The organism is Micromonospora sp. CA-246542 (genome assembly GCF_050942905.1).
Classification (GTDB): Bacteria; Actinomycetota; Actinomycetes; order Mycobacteriales; family Micromonosporaceae; genus Micromonospora.
The window spans coordinates 2,595,814-2,616,695 of sequence record NZ_CP192040.1 but is presented as its reverse complement, the minus strand read 5'-3'; the positions used below and the strand labels follow the sequence as shown (position 1 = coordinate 2,616,695).

17 protein-coding genes and 1 pseudogene are annotated in these 20,882 nt (G+C 71.9%); 4 read left to right on the top strand and 14 right to left on the bottom strand.

Features of this window, described 5'->3' with window-relative positions; all coding sequences use genetic code 11:
- Nucleotides 1-35: 35 nt before the first annotated feature.
- The 8 genes from ACQP0N_RS12260 to ruvC form a co-directional block, all read right to left on the bottom strand.
- The gene (locus ACQP0N_RS12260; protein WP_355053635.1) at nt 36-2,555 is read right to left on the bottom strand and encodes a RelA/SpoT family protein; all 2,520 of its coding nucleotides are present in this window, start codon (nt 2,553-2,555) and stop codon (nt 36-38) included.
- 246 nt (nt 2,556-2,801) lie between these two features.
- Complete coding sequence (locus ACQP0N_RS12255; RefSeq protein ID WP_357133529.1) at nt 2,802-3,368, bottom strand: adenine phosphoribosyltransferase; 567 nt, start codon at nt 3,366-3,368, stop codon at nt 2,802-2,804.
- Between the two features lie 103 nt (nt 3,369-3,471).
- A complete protein-coding gene (gene secF, locus ACQP0N_RS12250; protein WP_433120071.1) occupies nt 3,472-4,662 on the bottom strand; it encodes a protein translocase subunit SecF in 1,191 nt (396 codons plus the stop codon).
- A 1-nt stretch (nt 4,663) separates the two neighbouring features.
- Complete coding sequence (secD, locus tag ACQP0N_RS12245; RefSeq protein WP_433120069.1) at nt 4,664-6,583, bottom strand: protein translocase subunit SecD; 1,920 nt, start codon at nt 6,581-6,583, stop codon at nt 4,664-4,666.
- A 283-nt stretch (nt 6,584-6,866) separates the two neighbouring features.
- A complete protein-coding gene (gene yajC / locus ACQP0N_RS12240) occupies nt 6,867-7,154 on the bottom strand; it encodes a preprotein translocase subunit YajC (protein ID WP_433121586.1) in 288 nt (95 codons plus the stop codon).
- 190 nt (nt 7,155-7,344) lie between these two features.
- Nucleotides 7,345-8,412, bottom strand: coding sequence for a Holliday junction branch migration DNA helicase RuvB (gene ruvB, locus ACQP0N_RS12235; RefSeq protein WP_355053640.1), 1,068 nt, complete (start codon nt 8,410-8,412; stop codon nt 7,345-7,347).
- Nucleotides 8,409-9,011: a Holliday junction branch migration protein RuvA gene (ruvA, locus tag ACQP0N_RS12230; protein WP_433120067.1), complete on the bottom strand. Its 603-nt coding sequence runs from the start codon at nt 9,009-9,011 to the stop codon at nt 8,409-8,411. The genes ruvB and ruvA overlap by 4 nt, the downstream gene beginning before the upstream one ends.
- Nucleotides 9,008-9,535, bottom strand: coding sequence for a crossover junction endodeoxyribonuclease RuvC (gene ruvC, locus ACQP0N_RS12225; protein ID WP_396802398.1), 528 nt, complete (start codon nt 9,533-9,535; stop codon nt 9,008-9,010). Before ruvC ends, ruvA begins: the two co-directional genes overlap by 4 nt.
- Nucleotides 9,536-10,275: 740 nt before the next feature.
- On the opposite strand from ruvC, the gene ACQP0N_RS12220 reads away from it, so the two are divergent.
- On the top strand, nt 10,276-11,058 hold the full coding sequence (locus ACQP0N_RS12220; protein WP_433120065.1) for a 3-hydroxybutyrate dehydrogenase: 783 nt from the start codon (nt 10,276-10,278) through the stop codon (nt 11,056-11,058).
- Between the two features lie 14 nt (nt 11,059-11,072).
- Nucleotides 11,073-12,992, top strand: coding sequence for a helix-turn-helix domain-containing protein (locus ACQP0N_RS12215; protein WP_433120063.1), 1,920 nt, complete (start codon nt 11,073-11,075; stop codon nt 12,990-12,992).
- Between the two features lie 45 nt (nt 12,993-13,037).
- Here ACQP0N_RS12215 and ACQP0N_RS12210 read toward each other — a convergent pair whose 3' ends face one another.
- The 3 genes from ACQP0N_RS12210 to ACQP0N_RS12200 all read right to left on the bottom strand — a co-directional run bounded on the left by ACQP0N_RS12210 (nt 13,038) and on the right by ACQP0N_RS12200 (nt 16,010).
- Complete coding sequence (locus ACQP0N_RS12210; RefSeq protein ID WP_433120061.1) at nt 13,038-13,646, bottom strand: TetR/AcrR family transcriptional regulator; 609 nt, start codon at nt 13,644-13,646, stop codon at nt 13,038-13,040.
- Between the two features lie 11 nt (nt 13,647-13,657).
- Nucleotides 13,658-15,226, bottom strand: a complete 1,569-nt coding sequence (locus ACQP0N_RS12205) for a DHA2 family efflux MFS transporter permease subunit (RefSeq protein WP_355053494.1) — start codon at nt 15,224-15,226, stop codon at nt 13,658-13,660.
- A gap of 121 nt (nt 15,227-15,347) precedes the next feature.
- Nucleotides 15,348-16,010: a transcriptional regulator gene (locus tag ACQP0N_RS12200; protein ID WP_433121584.1), complete on the bottom strand. Its 663-nt coding sequence runs from the start codon at nt 16,008-16,010 to the stop codon at nt 15,348-15,350.
- A gap of 184 nt (nt 16,011-16,194) precedes the next feature.
- On the opposite strand from ACQP0N_RS12200, the gene ACQP0N_RS12195 reads away from it, so the two are divergent.
- Nucleotides 16,195-17,052 carry an SPFH domain-containing protein gene (locus tag ACQP0N_RS12195; RefSeq protein ID WP_355053493.1) on the top strand — a complete coding sequence of 286 codons (858 nt, stop codon included), beginning with the start codon at nt 16,195-16,197 and terminating at the stop codon, nt 17,050-17,052.
- A 12-nt stretch (nt 17,053-17,064) separates the two neighbouring features.
- On the opposite strand, the gene ACQP0N_RS12190 is transcribed toward ACQP0N_RS12195, so the two are convergent.
- Nucleotides 17,065-17,895 carry a LysR family transcriptional regulator gene (locus tag ACQP0N_RS12190; RefSeq protein WP_433120058.1) on the bottom strand — a complete coding sequence of 277 codons (831 nt, stop codon included), beginning with the start codon at nt 17,893-17,895 and terminating at the stop codon, nt 17,065-17,067.
- Between the two features lie 120 nt (nt 17,896-18,015).
- Between ACQP0N_RS12190 and ACQP0N_RS12185 the strand changes: the two are divergent.
- Nucleotides 18,016-19,062 (top strand): annotated as a pseudogene (locus ACQP0N_RS12185) (MFS transporter); the annotation flags it as partial.
- A gap of 69 nt (nt 19,063-19,131) precedes the next feature.
- Here ACQP0N_RS12185 and ACQP0N_RS12180 read toward each other — a convergent pair.
- On the bottom strand, nt 19,132-20,508 hold the full coding sequence (locus ACQP0N_RS12180; protein ID WP_433120056.1) for a permease prefix domain 1-containing protein: 1,377 nt from the start codon (nt 20,506-20,508) through the stop codon (nt 19,132-19,134).
- On the bottom strand, nt 20,505-20,870 hold the full coding sequence (locus tag ACQP0N_RS12175) for a PadR family transcriptional regulator (protein WP_433120054.1): 366 nt from the start codon (nt 20,868-20,870) through the stop codon (nt 20,505-20,507). The genes ACQP0N_RS12180 and ACQP0N_RS12175 overlap by 4 nt, the downstream gene beginning before the upstream one ends.
- Nucleotides 20,871-20,882 lie beyond the last annotated feature (12 nt).

The window sequence follows — 20,882 nt, the reverse complement described above, 5'->3', positions numbered from 1 at the left end:
GCCGGCGGGCGCTCTCGTGTGTGGGGTACGACGCGTCAGGCGCCGGAGGTGACCCGGTACGCGTCGAACACGCCGTCGACCTTGCGAACGGTGGCCAGCAGGTGGCCCAAGTGCTTCGGGTCGGCCATCTCGAAGCTGAACCGGCTCACCGCGACCCGGTCGCGGGTGGTGGTGACGGTCGCGGACAGGATGTTCACCCGCTCGTCGGAGAGCACCCGGGTGACGTCGGCGAGCAGCTTGTGCCGGTCCAGAGCCTCGACCTGGATCGCCACCAGGAACGTGGAGGCGGACGTGAGCTTCCAGCTCACCTCGACCACCCGCTCGGCCTGCGCCCGCAGGTCCTCGGCGTTGGCGCAGTCGTCACGGTGCACGCTCACCCCGCCGGAGCGGGTGACGAACCCGAACACCGAGTCCGGTGGCACCGGGGTACAGCAGCGCGCCAGCTTGATCCAGACGTCGCTGACGCCCCGGACCACCACGCCCGGGTCGCTGCTGCTCTGCCGGCTGCGCGGCGGCCGGGTGGCGACGGCGGTCTCGGCGATGTCCTCCGCCGCGCCCTCCTCGCCGCCGTACGCCGCCATCAGCTTCTGCACCACCGACTGCGCGGAGACCTGGCTGTCGCCGACCGCCGCGTAGAGCGAGGCCACGTCGGCGAGGTGCAGGTCCCGTGCGATCGACATCAGCGCGTCGGAGGTGAGCATCCGCTGCAACGGCATGCCCTGCTTGCGCATCGCCTTGACGATCGCGTCCTTGCCGGCCTCGATCGCCTCCTCGCGCCGCTCCTTGTTGAAGTACTGGCGGATCTTGGTGCGGGCGCGCGGGCTCTTGACGAAGCCCAGCCAGTCCTGCGTGGGGCCGGCCGTCTCGGACTTCGACGTGAAGATCTCGATCACGTCGCCGTTGGACAGCGTCGACTCCAACGGCACGAGCTTGCCGTTGACCCGCGCGCCGATGCACTTGTGCCCGACCTCGGTGTGCACCGCGTACGCGAAGTCGACAGGCGTCGACCCGGTCGGCAGCGGGATGACGTCACCCTTGGGGGTGAAGACGTACACCTCCTGGCTGGACAGGTCGAAGCGCAACGCGTCCAGGAACTCGCTCGGGTCGGCCGCCTCGCGCTGCCAGTCCAGCAGCTGCCGCAGCCAGGTCATCTCGTCGATGTGCGCCGGCGGGCCGACCACCGGCGTGCCCTTGTGCTCCTTGTACTTCCAGTGCGCGGCGATGCCGAACTCGGCGGTGCGATGCATGGCGTACGTGCGGATCTGCATCTCCACCGGCTTGCCGGTGGGCCCGATGACCGTCGTGTGCAACGACTGGTACATGTTGAACTTGGGCATGGCGATGTAGTCCTTGAACCGGCCCGGCACCGGCTGCCAGTTGGCGTGGATGACCCCCAGCGCCGCGTAGCAGTCCCGCACCGTGTCGACCAGGATCCGCACACCGACCAGGTCGTAGATGTCGTTGAAGTCGCGACCCCGCACGATCATCTTCTGGTAGATCGAGTAGAGGTGCTTCGGTCGGCCGGTCGTCTCAGCCTTGATCTTGGCGGCCTTGAGGTCGGTGCCAACCTTCTGGGTGACCTGCCGCAGCAGCGACTCGCGCTGCGGCTGGTGCTCACCGATCAGCCGGTTGATCTCCTCGAACCGCTTCGGGAACAGCGTGCCGAAGGCCAGATCCTCCAGCTCCCACTTGATCGTGTTCATACCGAGGCGGTGGGCCAGCGGCGCGAGGATCTCCAGGGTCTCCTTGGCCTTCTGCTCGCGCTTCGGCGCCGGCAGGAAGGACAGGGTACGCATGTTGTGCAGCCGGTCGGCCAGCTTGATCACCAGCACCCGCGGGTCCTTGGCCATCGCCACGACCATCTTGCGGATCGTCTCGGCCTTGGCCGCGTCGCCCAGCTTGACCTTGTCCAGCTTGGTGACGCCGTCGACCAGCAGGGCGACCTCGCCGCCGAAGTCGGCGCGCATCGCGTCGAGGGTGTACTCGGTGTCCTCGATCGTGTCGTGCAGCAGCGCGGCGACCAGCGTGGTCGTGTCCATCCCCAGGTTGCCCAGGATGGTGGCCACGGCGAGCGGGTGCGTGATGTACGGGTCGCCGGACTTGCGGTACTGGCCGGAGTGCCACCGCGCGGCCGTGTCGAAGGCACGCTGGAGCAACCGCGCGTCGGCCTTCGGGTGGTTCTCCCGGTGGCTGGCGATGAGCGGTTCCAGCACCTCACTGACCTGCGAGGTCTGCCAGGGCGCGTTGAACCGGGCCAGGCGGGCGCGCACCCGTCGGCCGGTAGGCGCGTTGGAGAACCCGAAGCCGCCGCTCGGCGACGGGTCGACGTCCGTCGGGAACGGAACCACGACCCCGTCCGCGCCGGGCGACGCCTCGACGGCGCTCGCCGTGACCTCGGTAGGAGCCGTCACGCTGTCGGCAGGAGCCCTGCCGGAGCCGTTGTCGGTGCCCGTCACCCGGGCCGGCGCGTCGCCGTTCCGGTCGGTCACCGAGCCGTCAGCGTCGCCTGTGGGGTGCACCGTGCCCTCCGCCGGAGGGACGACATCGTGGGACACCGGCCTCCTCACCGCTCGCCGGAAACACGCCGGCCGTGTGTCGGCCGGCCTGGTCTCGCGTCGCCGGACGGTGTACCGCCGGCGTCAGCAATGGGCAATGCTACCCGCACGGACGGTCCCCTGCCGCTCCGCCGGACGGTCGACGCCCGGGCGGCCGGCCCGACCGGCCCCCGGCTCCGCCGGTCGGCACGGCCGGTCGGCACGCAGCGTGGGCACACCGTCGTCCCGACGCCGACGCGACAGGGATCAAACGGTCAACAGGGCATGCACCGGACGCGGCGTCAGTCGCTCCCGCGCGCCCAGGAAGGCAAGCTCCAACAGCACGGTGAAGCCCGTCACCGTACCGCCCGCGCGCTCGACCAGGTCCAGCGTCGCCTCGGCGGTGCCCCCGGTGGCCAGCACGTCGTCGACGACGAGCACCCGGTGGCCGGCGGTGAAGGCGTCCTCGTGCACCTCGAGCGTGGCCTCGCCGTATTCGAGGGCGTACGAGACCGAGTGCGCCGGGCGGGGCAACTTGCCGGCCTTACGCACCGGCACGACACCCACCCCGGCCGCGTACGCGACGGCCGCCGCGACGACGAACCCCCGCGCCTCGATGCCGACCACCACGTCGAACGCGTCCCGCCCGTGGTACGCGACGATCCCGTCGACAACCTCGCGGAACGCCTTCCCGTCGGCGAAAAGCGGCATCAGGTCCTTGAACAGGACACCGGGCTTGGGGAAGTCCGGCACGTCCAGCACCCGGCTGGCCACCAGTCGGGCGGCCTCCGGGCCGCTGTCCCCGCGCGGGGCGCTGCTGTGGGTCTCCGTCACGGCTGTTGCGTTCCCTTCCAACGACGACGGCGTCCGGCACGCTGCTCGCACAGCATGCCGGACGCCGTTCAGGCGTTTCCTCCCGGGTCAGCCCCGGGGGTGTTCAGCGCCGCTTCGCGCCACCGGGCCGGTTACCGCCGCCGCCGGGGCGACCGCCCCGCGCGCCGGTCGGCCGCTTGCCCGCCGGCCGCGAACCCACCTTGGGGGCCGCGCCGGCCAGCGCCGCCGAGTCCGGATCGATCACGTCGGCCGCGTCGCCGTCGACCGCCGTCGGCGTGACCTTGCCGGTGGCCTCACCACGGCCCAACGCACCCCGGCGGGTCTGCACCCGCTTGTTGTGCGCCTGGATACGCGGGTCGTAGTTCTTCAGCAGCGCCAGCAGCGGCGTCGCCACCAGGATGGAGGTCAGGAACGCCACCGCCATACCGACGAACAGCACCAGGCCGAGGTCCTTCAGGGTGCCCGCGCCGAGCAGGCCGGCACCGATGAAGAGCAGACCACCGACGGGCAGCAGCGCCACCACGGAGGTGTTCAGCGACCGCATGAGGCTCTGGTTGACGGCCAGGTTGGCCGCCTCGCTGTACGTCATGTTGTTGTTGGCGGTGATGCCCCGCGTGTTTTCCTGCACCTTGTCGAAGACCACCACCACGTCGTAGAGCGCGAAGCCCAGGATCGTGAGGAAGCCGATGATCGTCGACGGGGTGACCTCGAAGCCGACCAGCGAGTAGATGCCCGCGGTCAGGATCAGGTTCATGAACAGCGACGAGACCGCCGCGACGGCCATCCGCCACTCGAAGCGCAGGATCAGGTAGACCATCACCAGCGCGATGAAGATGACCAGGCCGAGTACGGCCCGCTCGGTCACCTGGCTGCCCCACGCCTCGCTGACCTGGTTGCTGCTGATCTCGTTGGCGTTGATGTTGAGGTCGTCGGCGATCTGGGCCTTGACGGCGTTGGCCTGCTCGACGGTGAGCTGCGGCGTCCGCAGCTCGTACGAGTCACCACCCGGGCCGCCGACCTTCTGCGTGGTGGCCACCTTGACGCCGGTGTTCTCGGTCGCGAGGGCCGAGTTGACCTCACGCTCGGCGTCGTCCAGGGTGCCGACGCTGGCCGGCACCTGGAACGAGTTACCGCCGGCGAACTCGATGCCGAGGCTGAAACCGCGGAGCGCGAAGCTGAGGATCGCGACCAGGATCAGGACACCGGCGACACCGAACCACAGCTTGCGGCGGCCGACGATGTTGAGACCGGCCTCGCCGTTGTAGAGGCGGCTCGCCAAACCGTTTTGAGCCATCTCAGGCCTCCTTGGCGCGCGGGTTGCGGGGCTGAGTCTGCTGGCTGCGGGCCGGAAGCGCCCGGCCCAGGCCGCTGACCCGCGGGGACAGGAACGCCCGGGTCCGGGCGAACATCGTCATGATCGGGTGCCGGAAGAGGAAGACCACGACCAGGTCCAGCACCGTGGCCAGGCCGAGCGCGAACGCGAAGCCCTTGACCGTGCCGACCGAGACCACGTAGAGCACCACCGCGGAGAGCAACGTGATCGCGTTGGCCGAGATGATCGTCCGGCGGGCCCGGATCCAGGCGCGGGGCACCGCGCTGCGTGGGCTGCGGCCCTCTCTGATCTCGTCCTTGAGCCGTTCGAAGTAGATGACGAACGAGTCCGCCGCCACACCGAGCGAGACGATCATGCCGGCGATGCCGGCGAGGGTGAGCGTGAAGCCGATCTGCCGGCCGAGTACCACCAGCGCGCCGAAGACCAGCAGCGCGGAGAGGATCAGGCTCAGGAAGATGACCGAGCCGAGCAGCCGGTAGTAGAAGAACGCGTAGATGATGACCAGCAGCATGCCGATGCCGGCCGCGAGCAGACCGGCCCGCAGGTGGCTGGCGCCCAGGGTCGCCGTGACGTTCTGCGCCTCCTGCTGCTCGAACGTCACCGGCAGCGCGCCGTAGCGGAGCTGACCGGCGAGGGTGCTGGCGTCCTTCTGGGTGAACTGGCCGGTGATCTGCGAGTTGCCGGTCAGCACACCCTGGATCTCCGGCGAGGAGACGATCTCGTTGTCCAGCACGACGGCCACCCGGCACTTGCCGTCCTGGCCAAGGGCGGTGGCGTCACAGGCCTGGCCCTCGTTGCCGAACGCCTCGCGGGTCAGCGCCGTCCACTTGCCCTGGCCGTCGCCCGTGAAGTCGAGGCTGACCACCCAGGAGTTGGCCTGGTCGAGCACCGCGTCGGCGTCGTCCACGTCGGTGCCCAGTACCTTGGCCTGGTCGAGCAGGTACTTCGACGCGCCGTCCTCGCAGGACACGACCTGCTGCTTCGGGTCGGAGATCGACGCCGGCGGGCGCTTGTCGAGCTGCGCGCAGCCGATCGTCGGCACGTTGAACTGCATCTGCGCCGGCAGCACGGCCACCTCTTGCGGGGTGAGCGTGCTGAACGGCTTGAGCTTGTCGCCCAGCGACGGGTCGGCGCTCAGGTCGGCGGGGGCCTGCAGGCCACTCGCGGCCTGCCAGGCGGCGGCCCCGACCTTCTGCTCGACGGCCTTGCGCTGCTGCTCGATGCTCGCCGGCACCGGCTCGGCGCTGGCGCTCGCCGAGGGCGCGGCGCTCGCGGAGGCCGACGGGGTCGGCGTGGCGCTGGCGGACGGCGCGGGCGCCATCCCGCCCTGTCCACCGCTGGCCGACGGACTCACCTTCGCTTCGCCGGTCGCCGACGGCGTCACCTTCGGCGCGGCGCTGCCCGACGGGGCGCCGGACGGCGGCGCGGCGCTCGCGCTCGGGGTCGGCGCGGCGGCCGGCGGCGCGACGGCCGCCCCGCTGCCGTCGGCGGCCTTGAGCACCTTGCGGAAGCGCAGCTCGGCGGCGCTGCCCACGTCGGTGAGGTCCCGGTTCTCGCCGGGCAGGGAGATGACGATGTTCCGGTTGCCCTCGGTGACCACCTCGGCCTCGGCCACGCCGAACGCGTTGACCCGGCTCTCGATGATCTGGCGGGCCTCCTCGAGGTTCTCCGCCGTCGGAGGCTTACCGTCGACGGAGTTGGTCGCCTCCAGCGTGACCCGGGTGCCGCCGATCAGGTCCAGGCCGAGCCGTGGCTCCAGCCGGTCCTTGAAGCTGCCGCTGGCACCGCCCGCGAAGAACACCAGAAGGTAGAGGACGACGAAGATGAGCCCGAGCACGGCGAGTTGCCGGCCGGGGCGCATCTGTCCCTGAGGTGGTGCCACGGTTGTCCTGTCTCCCTGTACGGTCGCGCCGCTGCGCTCGGCGGCGGCGGCGAGTGTCGGGCCGGGGGTCCCGGCCAACGATCTGACCTGGGTCGGCGGGGTTGCCGACACAGTGGCCGGACACGCCGGCACGGGGACGCCGACGGCCACGGGAACGTGCCGACGCCCGGCGTCGACCCAACTATCCAGTTTTCACGTCACGTCCGCTGCCCCGTCGGGCGCGGCGTCCCGGGGAGTCGGTCGGCCGGCCGTACCGCCGGAACCGCAGACCCCCGCGGAAAGGTCAGTCCTTGACGGTGTCCGCGTCCTCGGTGACCGGCTCGCTCGGCAGCTCGGCGCGGGTGACCACCCGGGCGATCGCCGGCCGGGCGTACCGGGTCTGGACGCCCGGAGCGATCTCGAGCAGGACCGCGTCGTCTTCGACGCCGGTGACCGTGCCGTAGAGCCCGCCGATGGTGACGACCTCGTCGCCCGGACCGAGCCCCGACTGCATGGACTCGGCTTCGCGACGACGCTTCTGCTGGGGACGGATCATCATGAAGTACATGACGCCGAAGAGCAGAGCGATCATCAGGATCGGCGTGAAGCCGCCGGCCCCACCACCCGCTGCAAGGTATTGCACGGTTACTGCCTTCCGATTGGCCTCCTGGCCGGCACGGGGGGTGCCGGAGCGGAGGCGGATTCTCACGTCCTGTACAGACCGCGGCGAAGTCTAATCCCTGCACCTGAGAACACCGAATGCGGCACAGATCACGTTCACATTACGGCTGATCGGTATCCACGGAGAACAGATCGGGTGCTGGCGGGACATCCGCCCCAAATGTACCATTCGGGGGAGTGCGCCCCAGATGCAGCCAGGCGGCCTCCGTGGCCACCCGTCCCCGGGGCGTACGCGCCAACAGGCCGGCACGCACCAGGAACGGCTCGCAGACCTCCTCGACCGTGTCCGGCTGCTCCCCCACCGCGACGGCGAGGGTGGACAACCCGACCGGGCCACCCCGGAACGAGTCCACCAGGGCGGTCAGCACCGCCCGGTCCAACCGGTCCAGGCCCAGCGCGTCGACGTCGTACACCGTCAGGGCCTTGCGGGCGGTGCCGAGGGTGACCACACCGTCGGCGCGGACCTCCGCGTAGTCACGGACCCGGCGCAACAACCGGTTCGCGATCCGGGGCGTGCCCCGGGAGCGGCCGGCGATCTCGGCCGCGCCGTCCGGGGTGATCGGCACCCCGAGGATGCGCGCGGAGCGGTGCAGCAGCGTCTCCAGATCCGCCGGGGCGTAGAAGTCGAGGTGCGCGACGAAGCCGAACCGGTCCCGCATGGGCCCGGTCAGCAGACCCGAGCGGGTGGTCGCGCCGACCAGGGTGAACGGCTCGACGTCCAGCGGGATCGCGGTCGCGCCCGGCCCCTTGCCGACCACCACGTCGACCCGGAAGTCCTCCATCGCGCTGTAGAGCAGCTCCTCCGCCGGTCGGGCGATCCGGTGGATCTCGTCGATGAAGAGCACGTCGCCCTCGGCGAGGCTGGTCAGGATCGCCGCCAGGTCACCCGACCGTTCGATCGCCGGACCGCTGGTCACCCGGATGCCCGCGCCCAGCTCGGCGGCGACGATGTTGGCGAGGCTCGTCTTGCCCAGCCCGGGTGGCCCGGAGAGCAGGATGTGGTCCGGCGGCGACCCCCGCCGCATGGCGCCCTGCAACAGCAGGTCGAGCTGGTCCCGCACCCGGTCCTGGGCGATGAACTCCGCCAGCCGCCGAGGCCGTACGGTCGCCTCCGCGTCCCGCTCGGCATCGCTGACGTACGCCGAGACGAGCCCGTCGGTCTCGCTCATCGGGTCCGGCCCAGCAGCCGGATGGCCTGCTTGAGCAGGACCGGCACGGGCGGGGTGGGTCCGTCGATCGTCTCCGCCACGGCGGCCACCGCCTGGTCCGCCTGCCCGGCCGTCCAGCCCAGCCCGACAAGCGCCTGCCGGACCTGGTCGGGCCACGCGCCACCGGTCACGCCACCGGCCCCGTCGGCGCCGATCGAGACCGGGCCGATCCGGTCGCGCAACTCCAGCACCAGGCGCTCGGCGCCCTTCTTGCCGATGCCGGGCACGCGGGTCAGCGCGGCGGTGTCGGCGTTGGCGATGGCCTTGCGCACCGCGTCCGGCGTGTGCACCGCCAGCACGGCCTGGGCCAGCCGCGGGCCCACCCCGCTGGCGGTCTGCAACAGCTCGAACAGCGCCTTGGCGTCGTCGTCGGCAAAGCCGTAGAGGGTCAGCGAATCCTCCCGCACCACCAGGCTGGTCGCCAGCCGCGCCGGCTGCCCCACCCGCAGCTCGGCGAGCGTCCCGGGGGCGCAGTGCACGGCCAGACCCACCCCGCCGACCTCGATCACGGCCAGATCCGGACCCGTCGCGGTCACCGTGCCGCGCACGCTGGCGATCATCGTGCTCCTCCTCGTCGTGCCCGGTCGGCCGCGGCGGCCAGCTTGGAACGGGTGCCGCCGCGCCACACGTGACAGATGGCCAGGGCGAGCGCGTCGGCGGCGTCCGCCGGTTTCGGCGGCTCGGCCAACCGCAGCAGCCGGGTCACCATCGCGGTCATCTGCGCCTTGTCGGCCGAACCGGAACCCGTCACCGCCGCCTTCACCTCGCTCGGGGTGTACGTCTGCACCGGCAACCCGGCCCGCGCCCCGGCCAGCACCGCGATGCCACTGGCCTGGGCGGTGCCCATCACCGTACGGACGTTGTGCTGGCTGAACACCCGCTCGACGGCGACACTCTCCGGTTCGTGCTTGGCCACCAACTCGGTCAGCGACCGGTCCAGGTGCAGCAGCCGCAACGCCAGGTCGTCGGCCGGATCGGTGTAGACCACGTAGTAGGCCACCAGCGTGCAGGGCCGGCCGGGCACGCCCTCGACGACGCCCACCCCACAGCGCGTCAACCCCGGGTCGACCCCCAGCACCCGCACGCCGCCCCCTCCCCCAGTACGTGTGTTCGACACCCTAACCCCCACCCTCCCCACCGCCCCCACGGGACACGCCCCACGCCCCGCGCCCCGCGCCCCGCGCCCCGCACCCCGCACCCCGCACCCCGCACCCCGCACCCCGCACCCCGCACCCCGCACCCCGCACCCCGCGCCCAAGATCCTCACAACATCGGGGAAGGTGCTGCCTCCGCCATGCCGGATACCGCAACATCCCCGAAGTTGAGCGAATCTTGACGGCGAGTGCCGCCCTCGATCACCGTCCGGCGCCGATCTGCGGTCCAGCAGGGCAGTGGCGCGGGCGGGCGAGCCGGCCGGGCGAGCGGGCGGGGGCGGGCGGGCCTGCACGGCCCAAGGTCACGCTCAATCCAGGATGTAGTGGCCTCTCGCCCCGCCGACACCACTACATCCTGGATGCAGCACGATCTTGCGGCCGACGCGGCGGCCCAGAAGCCGACGCGGCGGCCCAGCAGCCGACGCGGCGGCCCAGCAGCCGACGCGGCGGTCCAGCGGGCGGCGCGGCGGTCCAGCGGGCGGCGCGGCGGTCCAGCGGGCGGCGCGGCCTCCCAGCGGGCAGGGCGGCGGGCCGGCGGGCGGACAGGGCGGCAGCCCGGCGGGCGGGCGGGCGGGCGACGGCAGTGGACGGAGGGGCACACAGCTTTGCCCGGGAGTATGTGGCTCCGGCCCATGTGCCGACGGACACACAGCTCGTAACTTCTTGCGCCATGACGGCAGAACCCGTGGCGGTCCCCCACGTCGTACAGGTCGACCTCGCCGGTCGGACCGCCCTGGTCACCGGCGGCGGCAGCGGCATCGGGCGGGCGTGCGCCCTGCGTCTCGGCGCGGCCGGCGCGAAGGTGCTCGTGGTGGACCGGAACCTGGAGGCGGCCAAGGCCGTGGCCGCCCAGGCCGGCGGACGTGCTGAGGGCGTGGACCTGGCCGACCCGGCTGCCGTGGACGCCCTCGACGTGGACGTCGACATCGTGGTGAACAACGCGGGGCTCCAGCACGTGGCGCCGGTGCAGGATTTTCCCGTCGAGCGTTTCGAGTACATCCAGCGGGTGATGGTGGAGGCGCCGTTCCTGCTGATCCGCCGGGCGCTGCCGCACATGTACGCCCGGGGCTGGGGTCGGATCGTCAACATCTCGTCGGTGCACGGTCTGCGGGCCTCGCCGTACAAGGCGGCGTACGTCTCGGCGAAGCACGCCCTCGAAGGGCTCTCGAAGGTGGTGGCGCTGGAGGGCGCCGTGCACGGGGTGACCGCCAACTGCATCAACCCCGCGTACGTGCGGACCGCCCTGGTGGAGAGCCAGATCGCCGACCAGGCGGCCAGCCACGGTATCGAGGAGGCCGAGGTCGTCGAGAAGATCATGCTGGCCCGGGCGGCCGTGAAACGGCTGATCGAACCGGAGGAGGTGGCCGAGTTGCTGGCGTACCTCTGCTCGCCGCCGGCGGCCTTCATCACCGGCGCGTCGATCGCGCTCGACGGGGGCTGGACGGCCAACTAGTGGGTCCGCGCACAATGTCGACCATGTCGTCGCCGGTGGAGTTCCTGGAGCTGCTCGCCCGCGAGGCCGCCGCGGTGGAGTTCGAAGGCCCGCTGGTGGCCGCGCGGGCCGCGGGTGTGCCGCCGGCCCGGCTGGCCGAGTTGGAGCAGGCCAAGACGGTGGCGTTGCGGGTCCGCGCGCTCCTGGAGCGCCGTCGTCGCCGGGAGACCGAGCTGTCCGGCCTGTACGACACGGTCAGTGACCTGGCCGGGCTGCGCGACCTGGACGACGTGCTGCGGGCGATCGTGCACCGGGCGCGCAACCTGCTGGGCGCCGACGTGGCGTACATGACGCTGAACGACGACGAGCGCGGCGACACGTACATGCGGGTGACCGACGGGTCCGTGTCGGCCCGCTTCCAGCGGTTGCGGCTGCCGATGGGCGCCGGCCTGGGTGGTCTGGTGGCCCAGTCCGGCGCGCCGTACGTCACCGCCAACTACGGCGAGGACGCGCGCTTCCACCACACCGGCGAGATCGACGCCGGCGTGGGCGAGGAGGGCCTGGTGGCGATCCTCGGGGTGCCGCTGCGGCTCGGCTCCACCTCGATCGGAGTGCTCTACTCGGCCAACCGCTCGGCCCGGCCGTTCGCCCGGGAGGAGGTGGCGTTGCTGGTCTCCCTGGCCGCGCACGCCGCGGTGGCGATCGACACGGCCCGGCTGCTGGCCGAGACCCGTTCGGCGCTGGCCGAGTTGTCGGCGGCGAACACCACCATCCGGGCGCACAGCAGCTCGGTGGAGCGGGCCGCGGCGGCGCACGACCGGATGACGGCGTTGGTGCTGCGCGGCGGCGGCGTGGAGGACGTGGCGGCGGCGGTGACCGACGTGCTGGGCGGGGCGCTGCTGGCGTTGGACGCCGAGGGTCGTCTGCTGGCCCGGGTCGGCGAGATCGACGAGCCGGAGCGGGCGGACATCGTCGAGGCGGTGGCCGCGTCCCGGACCGAGGGGCGCAGCGTCCGCCGTGGTCCACTCTGGTACGCGGCGGTGGTCGCCGGTACGGAGAACCTGGGCGCGCTGGTCTTGCGTCCCAACGACGAGTTGGTCGACGCGGACCAGCGCATCCTGGAGCGGGCCGCCCTGGTGACCGCCTTGCTTCTGCTGTTCCGCCGGACGGTCGCCGAGGCGGAGGGTCGGGTCCGTGGCGAGTTGCTGGACGACCTGATCGCCCGGCCGCTGCGCGACACCGACGCGCTGCGCAGCCGGGCCCGTCGGCTCGGGGTGGACCTGGACGCGCCGCACGTGCTGGTGACGGTGGGCGACGACGCGATCGCCGCGACCGGCTCGGCGCGGCAACGGGTGCTCTCCTGGGCCACCACGTACGCGTCGACTCGGGGTGGCCTGGCGGCGGCGCGCGACGGTCGGGTGGTCCTGATGCTGCCGGGCGAGGATGCCGGCGGCAGCGCCCGCGCGGTGGCCCGGGACCTGTCGCGGGTGACGGGCCGGCCGGTGACCGCCGGGGCGAGTGGCCCGGCGACCGGGCCGGGGGCGCTGGCGGGGACGTTCCACGAGGCGGACCGCTGCCTCACCGCCCTCGGCGCGCTGGGCCGCGCCGGTCAGGGTGCGAGCACCGCCGAGTTGGGCTTCGTCGGGCTGCTGCTGGGCACGGTGGGTGACCAGGGCGACAAGGACGTGGCGAGGTTCCTCACCACCACGGTCGGGCCGGTCGTCGACTACGACGCCCGGCGCGGGACGGCGCTGGTGAAGACGTTGGAGGCGTACTTCGGGGTGGGCGGCAGCCTGGCCCGAGCCGCCGAGCAGCTGCATGTGCACGTCAACACGGTGACCCAGCGGCTGGAGAGGGTCGGGCAGTTGCTCGGCGCGGACTGGCAGCGCCCGGAGCGGGCGCTTGAGGTGCAGTTGGCGCTGCGCCTGCACCGGCTGCGCGCCCCGGCGGGCTGACCTGACGCTCGGTCGGGAAGGCCCGGGCCAGGGCGCGCGGTCGGCTCAGCGGGCGCGGATGCCTTCGAGAACGGCGTCCACGACCTGCGTGGGCAGGTCGCGGTCGTCCAGCTCGGGGTTCCACTGAAGTACGCGTTGGATCAGCATCGGCCCGGTCAGCAGCGCCATGGTGACCTCGACGTCGATGTCGGGCCGGAGCAGCCCTTCGTCGATGCCGCGCCGCAGCACCTCGCGCATGAGCTGCCGCCGGGGCTCGATGATGTTCTGGTAGAGCTGGAACTGGTCCGGGCTGCGGTTCACCGCCGGCACCAGGCACGGCATGATCTTGGTCGCGCGGGGGTCGACGTTCTGCCCGACCGCGCCGACCAGCACGAGCAGGTCGTCGCGGACGGAGTTGCCGGCCGGCTGCGGCATGATGCCCTTGAGCCGACGCAGCGCGTCGATCAGCAGCGCGTCCTTGCCGGCCCAGCGGCGGTAGATGGTGGCCTTGCCGACGCCGGCGCGGGTGGCGATCGCCTCGATCGAGAGCGCCTCGACGGTGCTGCCCTCGGCGAGCAGGTCGAGGGTCGCCTCGAGGATCGCCTCGTCGGCGCGGATGCTCCGCGGTCGCCCGGGCGACCGCGGAGCATCGGCGGTGGAGGTCATGTCGGACATTGTCCTCGAACCTAGACCGTGCCGGCCAACTCGGGCTCGGTGGCGGGTGCCGCCGACGCCGGCGGCAGGGCGTTGCGGCCGGGCATCCACCGCAGCACCACCAGCATGCCGAGAGCCGCGACGATCGCGGAGAGCGCCGCCGCCCAGTGCATGGCCGTGACGAAGGCGTCGTTGGCCGCCGAGATCAGCGTGGGCGCCGCCGGGCCGAGCTGCCCGGCCGCCGCGTACGCCCCGGAGATCGACTCGTTGGCCGCGTCCTGCGCCTGGGCGGGCAGGCCGGTCAGCGCGTCGCCCACGTCGCTGCGGTAGACCGCGCTGAGCACCGAGCCGAGGACCGCCACGCCGAGCGCGCCGGCCACCTGGCGGACGGTGTTGCTCACCGCGGAGCCGACGCCGGCCTTCTCGCGCGGCAGCGCCGACATGATGGACTCGGTCGCCGGCGGCATGATGTTGGCCATTCCGACGCCCTGGAGGAAGAAGACGACCAGCACCATCCAGATCGGGGTGGAGGCGTCGATGAAGGCGAACGCGGCCAACGCCACCACGGTCAGCCCCAGCCCGACGGCGGCGACCGCCCGGCCGCCGTACCGGCGGACCATCGCGGCGCTGCGCGGCGCGAAGATCAGCTGGGCCCCGGCGAAGGGCAGGAAGAGCAGACCGGTCTGCAGCGGGCTGTAGTCGCGAACCAGCTGCAGGTAGAAGGAGCTGAAGAACATCACGCCCATCGCGGCGAAGAACACCAGGCCGACGATGGCCACCGGCGCCGCGAAACGGGGCACCTTGAACAGCCGGACGTCCAGCGACGGGTGGTCGGAGCGCAGCTCGTGCCGCACGAACCAGGCCAGCACCGCGATGCCCACCAGGATCGAACCCCAGGCCACCGGACGGTCGAAGCCGTGCTCGCCGCCGTCGATGATGCCGTAGGAGAGGGCCACCAGGCCGACCACGGAGAGCAGGACGCCGAGCAGGTCGACGCGGCCGGGGCGCGGGTCACGCGACTCGGGGACGAGCACCGCCACCAGGATCACGCCGGCGACGACCACCGGGACGTTGATCAGGAAGACCGAGCCCCACCAGAAGTGCTCCAGCAGCGTGCCGCCGAGGATCGGGCCGATCGCCACGGCCAGGCCGACCGCGCCGGCCCAGACGCCGATGGCCCGGCCGCGCTCGCGGGGATCGAAGACGTTGGAGATGATCGAGAGCGTCACCGGCATGATGGCCGCGCCGCCGACTCCCATCAGGGCGCGGGCCGCGATGAGCTGCGCGGGGCTGTCGGCGTACGCCGAGAGCAGCGACGCCAGGCCGAACAGCGCCAGTCCGATCATCAGGAAGCGCTTGCGGCCGGCGCGGTCGCCGAGCACGCCGAAGGTGAACAGCAGGCCGGCGAAGACCAGCGTGTAGGAGTTGATCGCCCACTCCAGCTCGCCCTGGCTGGCGCCGAGACCGTGTACCGGGTCGGCCAGGGTGCGTAGTGCGACGTTGAGGATCGTGTTGTCGAGGACGACGACGAGGAGGCTGATCACCAGCACCCCCAGGATCGCCCACCTCCTCGGGTGTCCTGTGTTGTCGTGCAGCTCCATGCCCGGTTCTCCCCCCGGTTGCACCCGTTCCGCAATACGATACGGGCCAGACTCGTAACGGCGAACAGACTACGACCGCCATTAACGATACGGAACTGTTTCGTATCGGAAGTGGTCCGCGTCACGTCTCGGCGCGACGCCGCTCCCCCGGCTCCGGCACGTTCAGACAGGCGGCCACGGCGGCCGGCAGCGCGCTCAGGTGGGCCGCCGGGGCGGCGAGCGGTTCGATCCAGCCCGGCCCGGCGCCGTAGACGCGCAGGCCGGGGAAATCGCGGGCGAAACGCACCAGACGGTACGCCCGCCCGGTGACCGGCGTCTGCGACCACACCACGACGGTGTACGGGCGAGCGCGGCGCACGGCGCTGCCCAGCGCGGACCACGGCAGCGCGGGCCCCAGGTGCAGGCAGCCATGCCCCCGCTCCCGCAGGGCCGCGGCGAGGGCGTGCAGGCCGAGCGAGTGCGTCTCCCGTTCGGCGCCGGCCAGCAGCACCCCGCCGGTCGGCAGGGACCGCCCGGGATCCCGGCGATACACGTCCAGCCCGACGCGGACGCCCTCGGACAGGGCGTGTTCCACGGCGATCTCGCCGGCGTCGCGCCCCGACAGAGGTGCCAGCAGCGGCTGGCAGACCTGCTCCCAGAGCGCCGGTACGCCCCACTCGGCCGCCAACTCCAACATCAGCGCGGCGACCCGGTTACCGTCCAGGTCCTCGGCCGCCAGCGAGACCCGCTTGAGCGCGGTCTGCACGGCGTCTGCCGGCATCGGATCGGTCAGCACAGACGGCATCGGATCGGTCAGCACAGACGTACCCCCGGGTCGGTGTTCTCTATCCAGGGTTCGCCGCGACCGGGCGCGACGGATGCGCCCGGCGCGGAATTTACCGCGGCGGCCCGGCGCCGACCGGCGCGGCCCGACTTGACCGGGCCTCCTAGCGTGAAGATCCACACAGCCCAGCGGAAGGCCCCACCCCATGCCCGTCGGCTTCACCATGGCGATCGTCCTCGCCGTCGCCCTGGTCGTCAGCGCCGTCGCCGCGCTCGTCGCACCCGCCCGCTCGTTGAAGCGGGTGGCCGCCCTGGCCGCGCTCGGCTTCCTCACCCTCAGCCTGGTGGTCGGCATCGCCTCCAGCGCCCACTCGGTGCCGATCCGCTCGGTGGGCATCGTGACCAGCTTCGGCAAGCCGACCGGCGAGGTGACCGGCTCGGGCCTGAAGTGGGTGGCCCCCTGGCAGAAGGTCGGTGAGTGGGACGCGGGCCGGCAGAAGTACGACCACATCGGCGGCAACGACTGCGTCCGGGTCCGGACCGGAACGCTCGCCGACGCCTGCGTCGAGGTGCTCATCGAGTGGCAGGTCAAACCGGAGAACGCCCCCAAGCAGTTCATGGACTACAAGGGAGACTTCGTCAGCTTCCGGGGACAGCGGGTGGGCGTGCAGCTCGACAGCGCGGTCAACGACGCGTTCGCCGCGTACAACCCGCTGGAGAAGATCGACGCGCGCACCGGCGACCTCAACGTCGACCTCAAACCGTTCGCGGCGAACATCAAGACCAGCGCGGAGAGCCGCCTCGCCACGGACGTCGACATCCTGTCGGTGACCATCACCCGGGTCAACCACGACGACAAGACCGAGGGCAACATCAAGGCGTTCCAGGACAAGCTGGCGCAGACCCGCAACCTGGAGCAGGACCGTAAGAACGCCGAGATCTCCAAGCAGATCACCGAGACCAACGCGAAGGTCGACAAGGTGACCCGCTGCCTGGAGATCGCCGAGAAGAACGGCGCGAACCCGGGCCTGTGCATCAACCCGGGCATCGTCACCGGCAAGTGACCCGGGGCGGGCTCAGACCATCCGACGCAGCGCGTTCTCCACGGCGTCCGTCAACGGATCACCCTCCGTCGCCGGATGCCGGGTCAGCCCGAACTCGACGTCCGGCAGGGCGGGTAGGGCGTCGGCGTGGTGGGACGACATGCCCGGTTCGAGGTTCGCCGGCATGAGCGCGGCCACGCCGAGCCCGGCCCGGACCGCCGCGAGCACCCCGACCAGGCTGTTGCTCTCGAAGGCCACCCGCCAGGGCCGATCGGCACGCCCCATCGCGTCGAGTACGGCCGTACGCCAGGAGCACGGGGTCGAGAACAGCACGACCGGCAGCGGATCGGCGGTCACGTCCACACCCTGGCCGACCGCCCACACCAGCGACCGGCGTACGGTCCAGCGCGGCGGACCGGGGATGTCCGGCACGGCGTCGAGCACGAGCTGGACGCGACCCGCGTCGTAGGCCTCCCGCATCGCGGAGTTGGACAGACTGAGGACCTCCAGCGTCGCGCGGGGGTGCAGCCGGGCGAGGTCGGCGAGCGCCTGCGGCAGCTGGGACGCGGCGAGGTCTTCGAGCAACCCGACGCCACAGTGGCCGGTGAGCGCACGCCCGGTCTCGGTCAGGGCCTGTCCGGAGAGCGCGAGGATGCGTTCGGCGTACGGCAGGAGCTGCTCACCCGCCCGCGTGGGCGAGACGCCGGACGGGGACCGGTGCAGCAGTGGATGGCCGACGACGCCCTCCAGCCTGCGCACCTGCTGACTGAGGGCGGGTTGGGTCTGGCCGAGGGCGCTCGCGGCGCGACTGATGCTGCCAGCCCGGACGGCGGTGACGAACGACCGCAGCAGGCCCGTTTCCAAGCCCCTCGCCATAAGACCTCATTATGCCGTACCCAAGCAGATGACCACTTCTTATGGGCCTGGCACTGGCCTAGCGTCGGATGGGTGACCAGCTATCGGCAGGTGCTCGGGGTGCCCGGCATGGCGCCGCTGCTGGGCGTCTCGCTGCTGGCCCGCACCGCGATCACGGCCGACGTGACCGCTCTGACGCTGTACGTCGTGCTGAGCCTGAAGCTGGGTTACGTGGCGGCGGGCGGCGTCGCGGCGGCCCTGACCGCCGGGGTGGCACTGGGCGGGCCGCTGCTCGGTCGCCTGATCGACTCGCGGGGCCTGCGCGCCGTACTGCTGGTCACCCTCCTGGCGCAGGTCGCGTTCTGGCTGAGTGTGCCGCTCCTGCGGTACGAGCTGCTGCTGGCGGCCAGCGTCGTGGCGGGTCTGCTGATGGTGCCCGTGCAGGCGGTGAGCAGGCAGGCGATCGCCGCGATGACGACAGCGGAGCTGCGCCGGACCGCGTTCGCGCTGGAATCGGTGCAGGGCGAGCTGTCGTACCTCGTGGGGCCGGCGGTGGTGATCCTGGGTGCGGCGACCGTGTCCCCCGAGGTGGTGGCGTGGGCGGTCGGCGCCGCGATCCTGGCCGGCGGGTCCGGCATCGCGCTGCTCAACCCGCCGATGCGTCCCCGCGGCGAAGGGCAGGCCGCCACCATCGGACCGCTTGCCCGGCGACCGTGGCTGAACGGCGACATGATCGCCGCGTTGACGATGGCGCTCGGCACGACGACGCTGCTCGGCGGTGTCGACCTCGCCATCATCGCCACGCTTCGAGAGGCCGGGCAGGTGTCCTGGGCCGCCATGGTGGTCGTGGTACTCGGGGTGTCCTCCGTCGTCGGTGGTCTGGTCTACGGCGCGCTGGCCCGGCCGCTGCCCACGTGGCTCCTCCTCGGCGCGCTCGGACTCGTGACGATTCCCGCCGGACTCGCCGACACCTGGCCCTGGCTGTGCGTCGCCGTCATCGGCAGCGGGCTTCTCACCGCGCCGACCCTTGCCACGGTGGCCGACGCGGTGAGCCGGCTGGCACCGCCCGGAGTACGCGGGGAGGCGACAGGTCTGCAGTCGTCGGCGCAGAGCGCCGGGTTCGCCCTGGGGTCCCCTCTCGTCGGCGTGGCGATCGACCTCTCCGTGCCGGCCGGCGGCTTCGCGGCGGCCGGGCTCGCCGGCCTGGCCGCCGCGCTGGTCGGACGTCTCCTGTCCCGCAGCTCGCTAGGCGTACTGGAACAGCGGCGGGAAGACGAGGACCACGATCCAGGCCCAGGCGGCGTACACCGGCAGGTAGCCGGTCTGCCAGCGTTCGAGGGCCGCGAACGGCGTACGCCGGCGCACGAAGCTGAGCAGGAGCCAGGCCGACCACGCGAGGTTGACCAGCAGGACCACGTTCTCGCCGAGGGCCGCCGCCCGGTTGGGCGTACCGCCGTAGTCGTCGGTGATGCGCCCGGTGATCTCGAACAGCACCAGCACGTCGATGGCCAACGCGCTGAGCACGAGCGCGAGCTGGAGCTTGTCGAACGCGCCGGGCGGGGCCAGTGGGTCGCGGGCCGACAGCGAGTAGAGCAGCAGCCCCAGCACCACGACCAGCAGCAGGTCGAACAGGATCAGCGCCTCGCGCTCGACGTCGATGCCGTGGCTGGTCCAGACGACGGCCACGAGGAAGGCGAGGAGCGCGGCCGTGAAGAGCGGGGTGAACAGCCGGGTGAGGACCGGCGCGATGTTCTCGACGACGCTCTGCTTGGCCTCGACCAGCCACCCGGCCACGACGACCGCGGCCGCCGCGCCGCAGGGTAGGAGCCACTGCGAGACGAACGCCTCCGGGACGATGCCGATGGCCGCGAAGGTGTTGAACAGGAAGGCGGCGAGCACCCCGCCACCGAGCGCCATCAGCACGAAGTAGATGAACCACTCGCCGGTGAAGCGGATGAAGTCCATGCGTCGACGTGTCGAGCGCCAGTCGTCGGCGACGTAGGCCAGGCCGACCACGAGCCACAGCGCGATCGGTAGGTGGACGCTGGTGACGACGATGGACTGCGAGTCGCCCGCCAGCGGGTAGACGTTGGCCGCCAGCGCGCCGAGGACGAACAGCGCCACCAGCGCCACGACCACCGCCGGCCGGGCTCGGCGACGCCAGGCGAGGAACGCCGCCAGCCAGGGCAGCGCGAACAGGGTGAAGTTACGCGTGTAGAACGAGCCGTCGTCGTCGAAGGTCAGCCCGAACAGCGCCGGCACCTTCACCGATGCCACCGCGCCGGCCGCCGCGCCGAGCATCACCCACAGGTCCCGTCGGGAACGCGTGCCGGCGTCCGGAGCGCCGGAGTCGCCGGTGAGCACGAGCTGCTTCCAGAGCCGCTCCGAGTGTTCCCGGGCGAACTCCCGGGACAACTCGTCGAGGCTGCCCATCCTTTTCACGGCGACCAGGAACGCCTCGTCCGCGCTGAGGCCCGCCGCGACGAGCGTGTCGACGGAACCGCGGAGGTGGTCCTCCAGCTCGTCGGCGTCGGCCGGGCTCAGCGTCCCGCGGCGCAGCACGTACTGACGCCACTGCGTCACCTGCGCCTCCAACTCCTGCGGACCGTCGTACGCCGTCACGCGAGACCCTCCAGCGGACGCGCCGTCAGCGGCGTCCGGTCGTGCCAGATCTCCTTGAGCGCGCCCACGACCGTGTCCCACTGCCGGCGCTGCTCGGCCAGCTCGGCCCGGCCCCGGTCGGTGATCCGGTAGTACTTGCGTTTGCGCTCACCGGCGACCGACTGCCAGCTCGCCTCCACATGGCCCAGGCGCTCGAGCCGGTGCAGCAGCGGATAGAGCAGCCCTTCGGTCCAGTCCAGCTCACCGCCGGACATCTCGTTGATCCGCCGCAGGATGGCGTAGCCGTAGCTCTCCCCCTCGGCCAGGATGCCGAGCACCATCGGCGTCGCCGACGCGGCGACCAGGTCCTTGGCGACCTTCACGGAGCCTCCCAC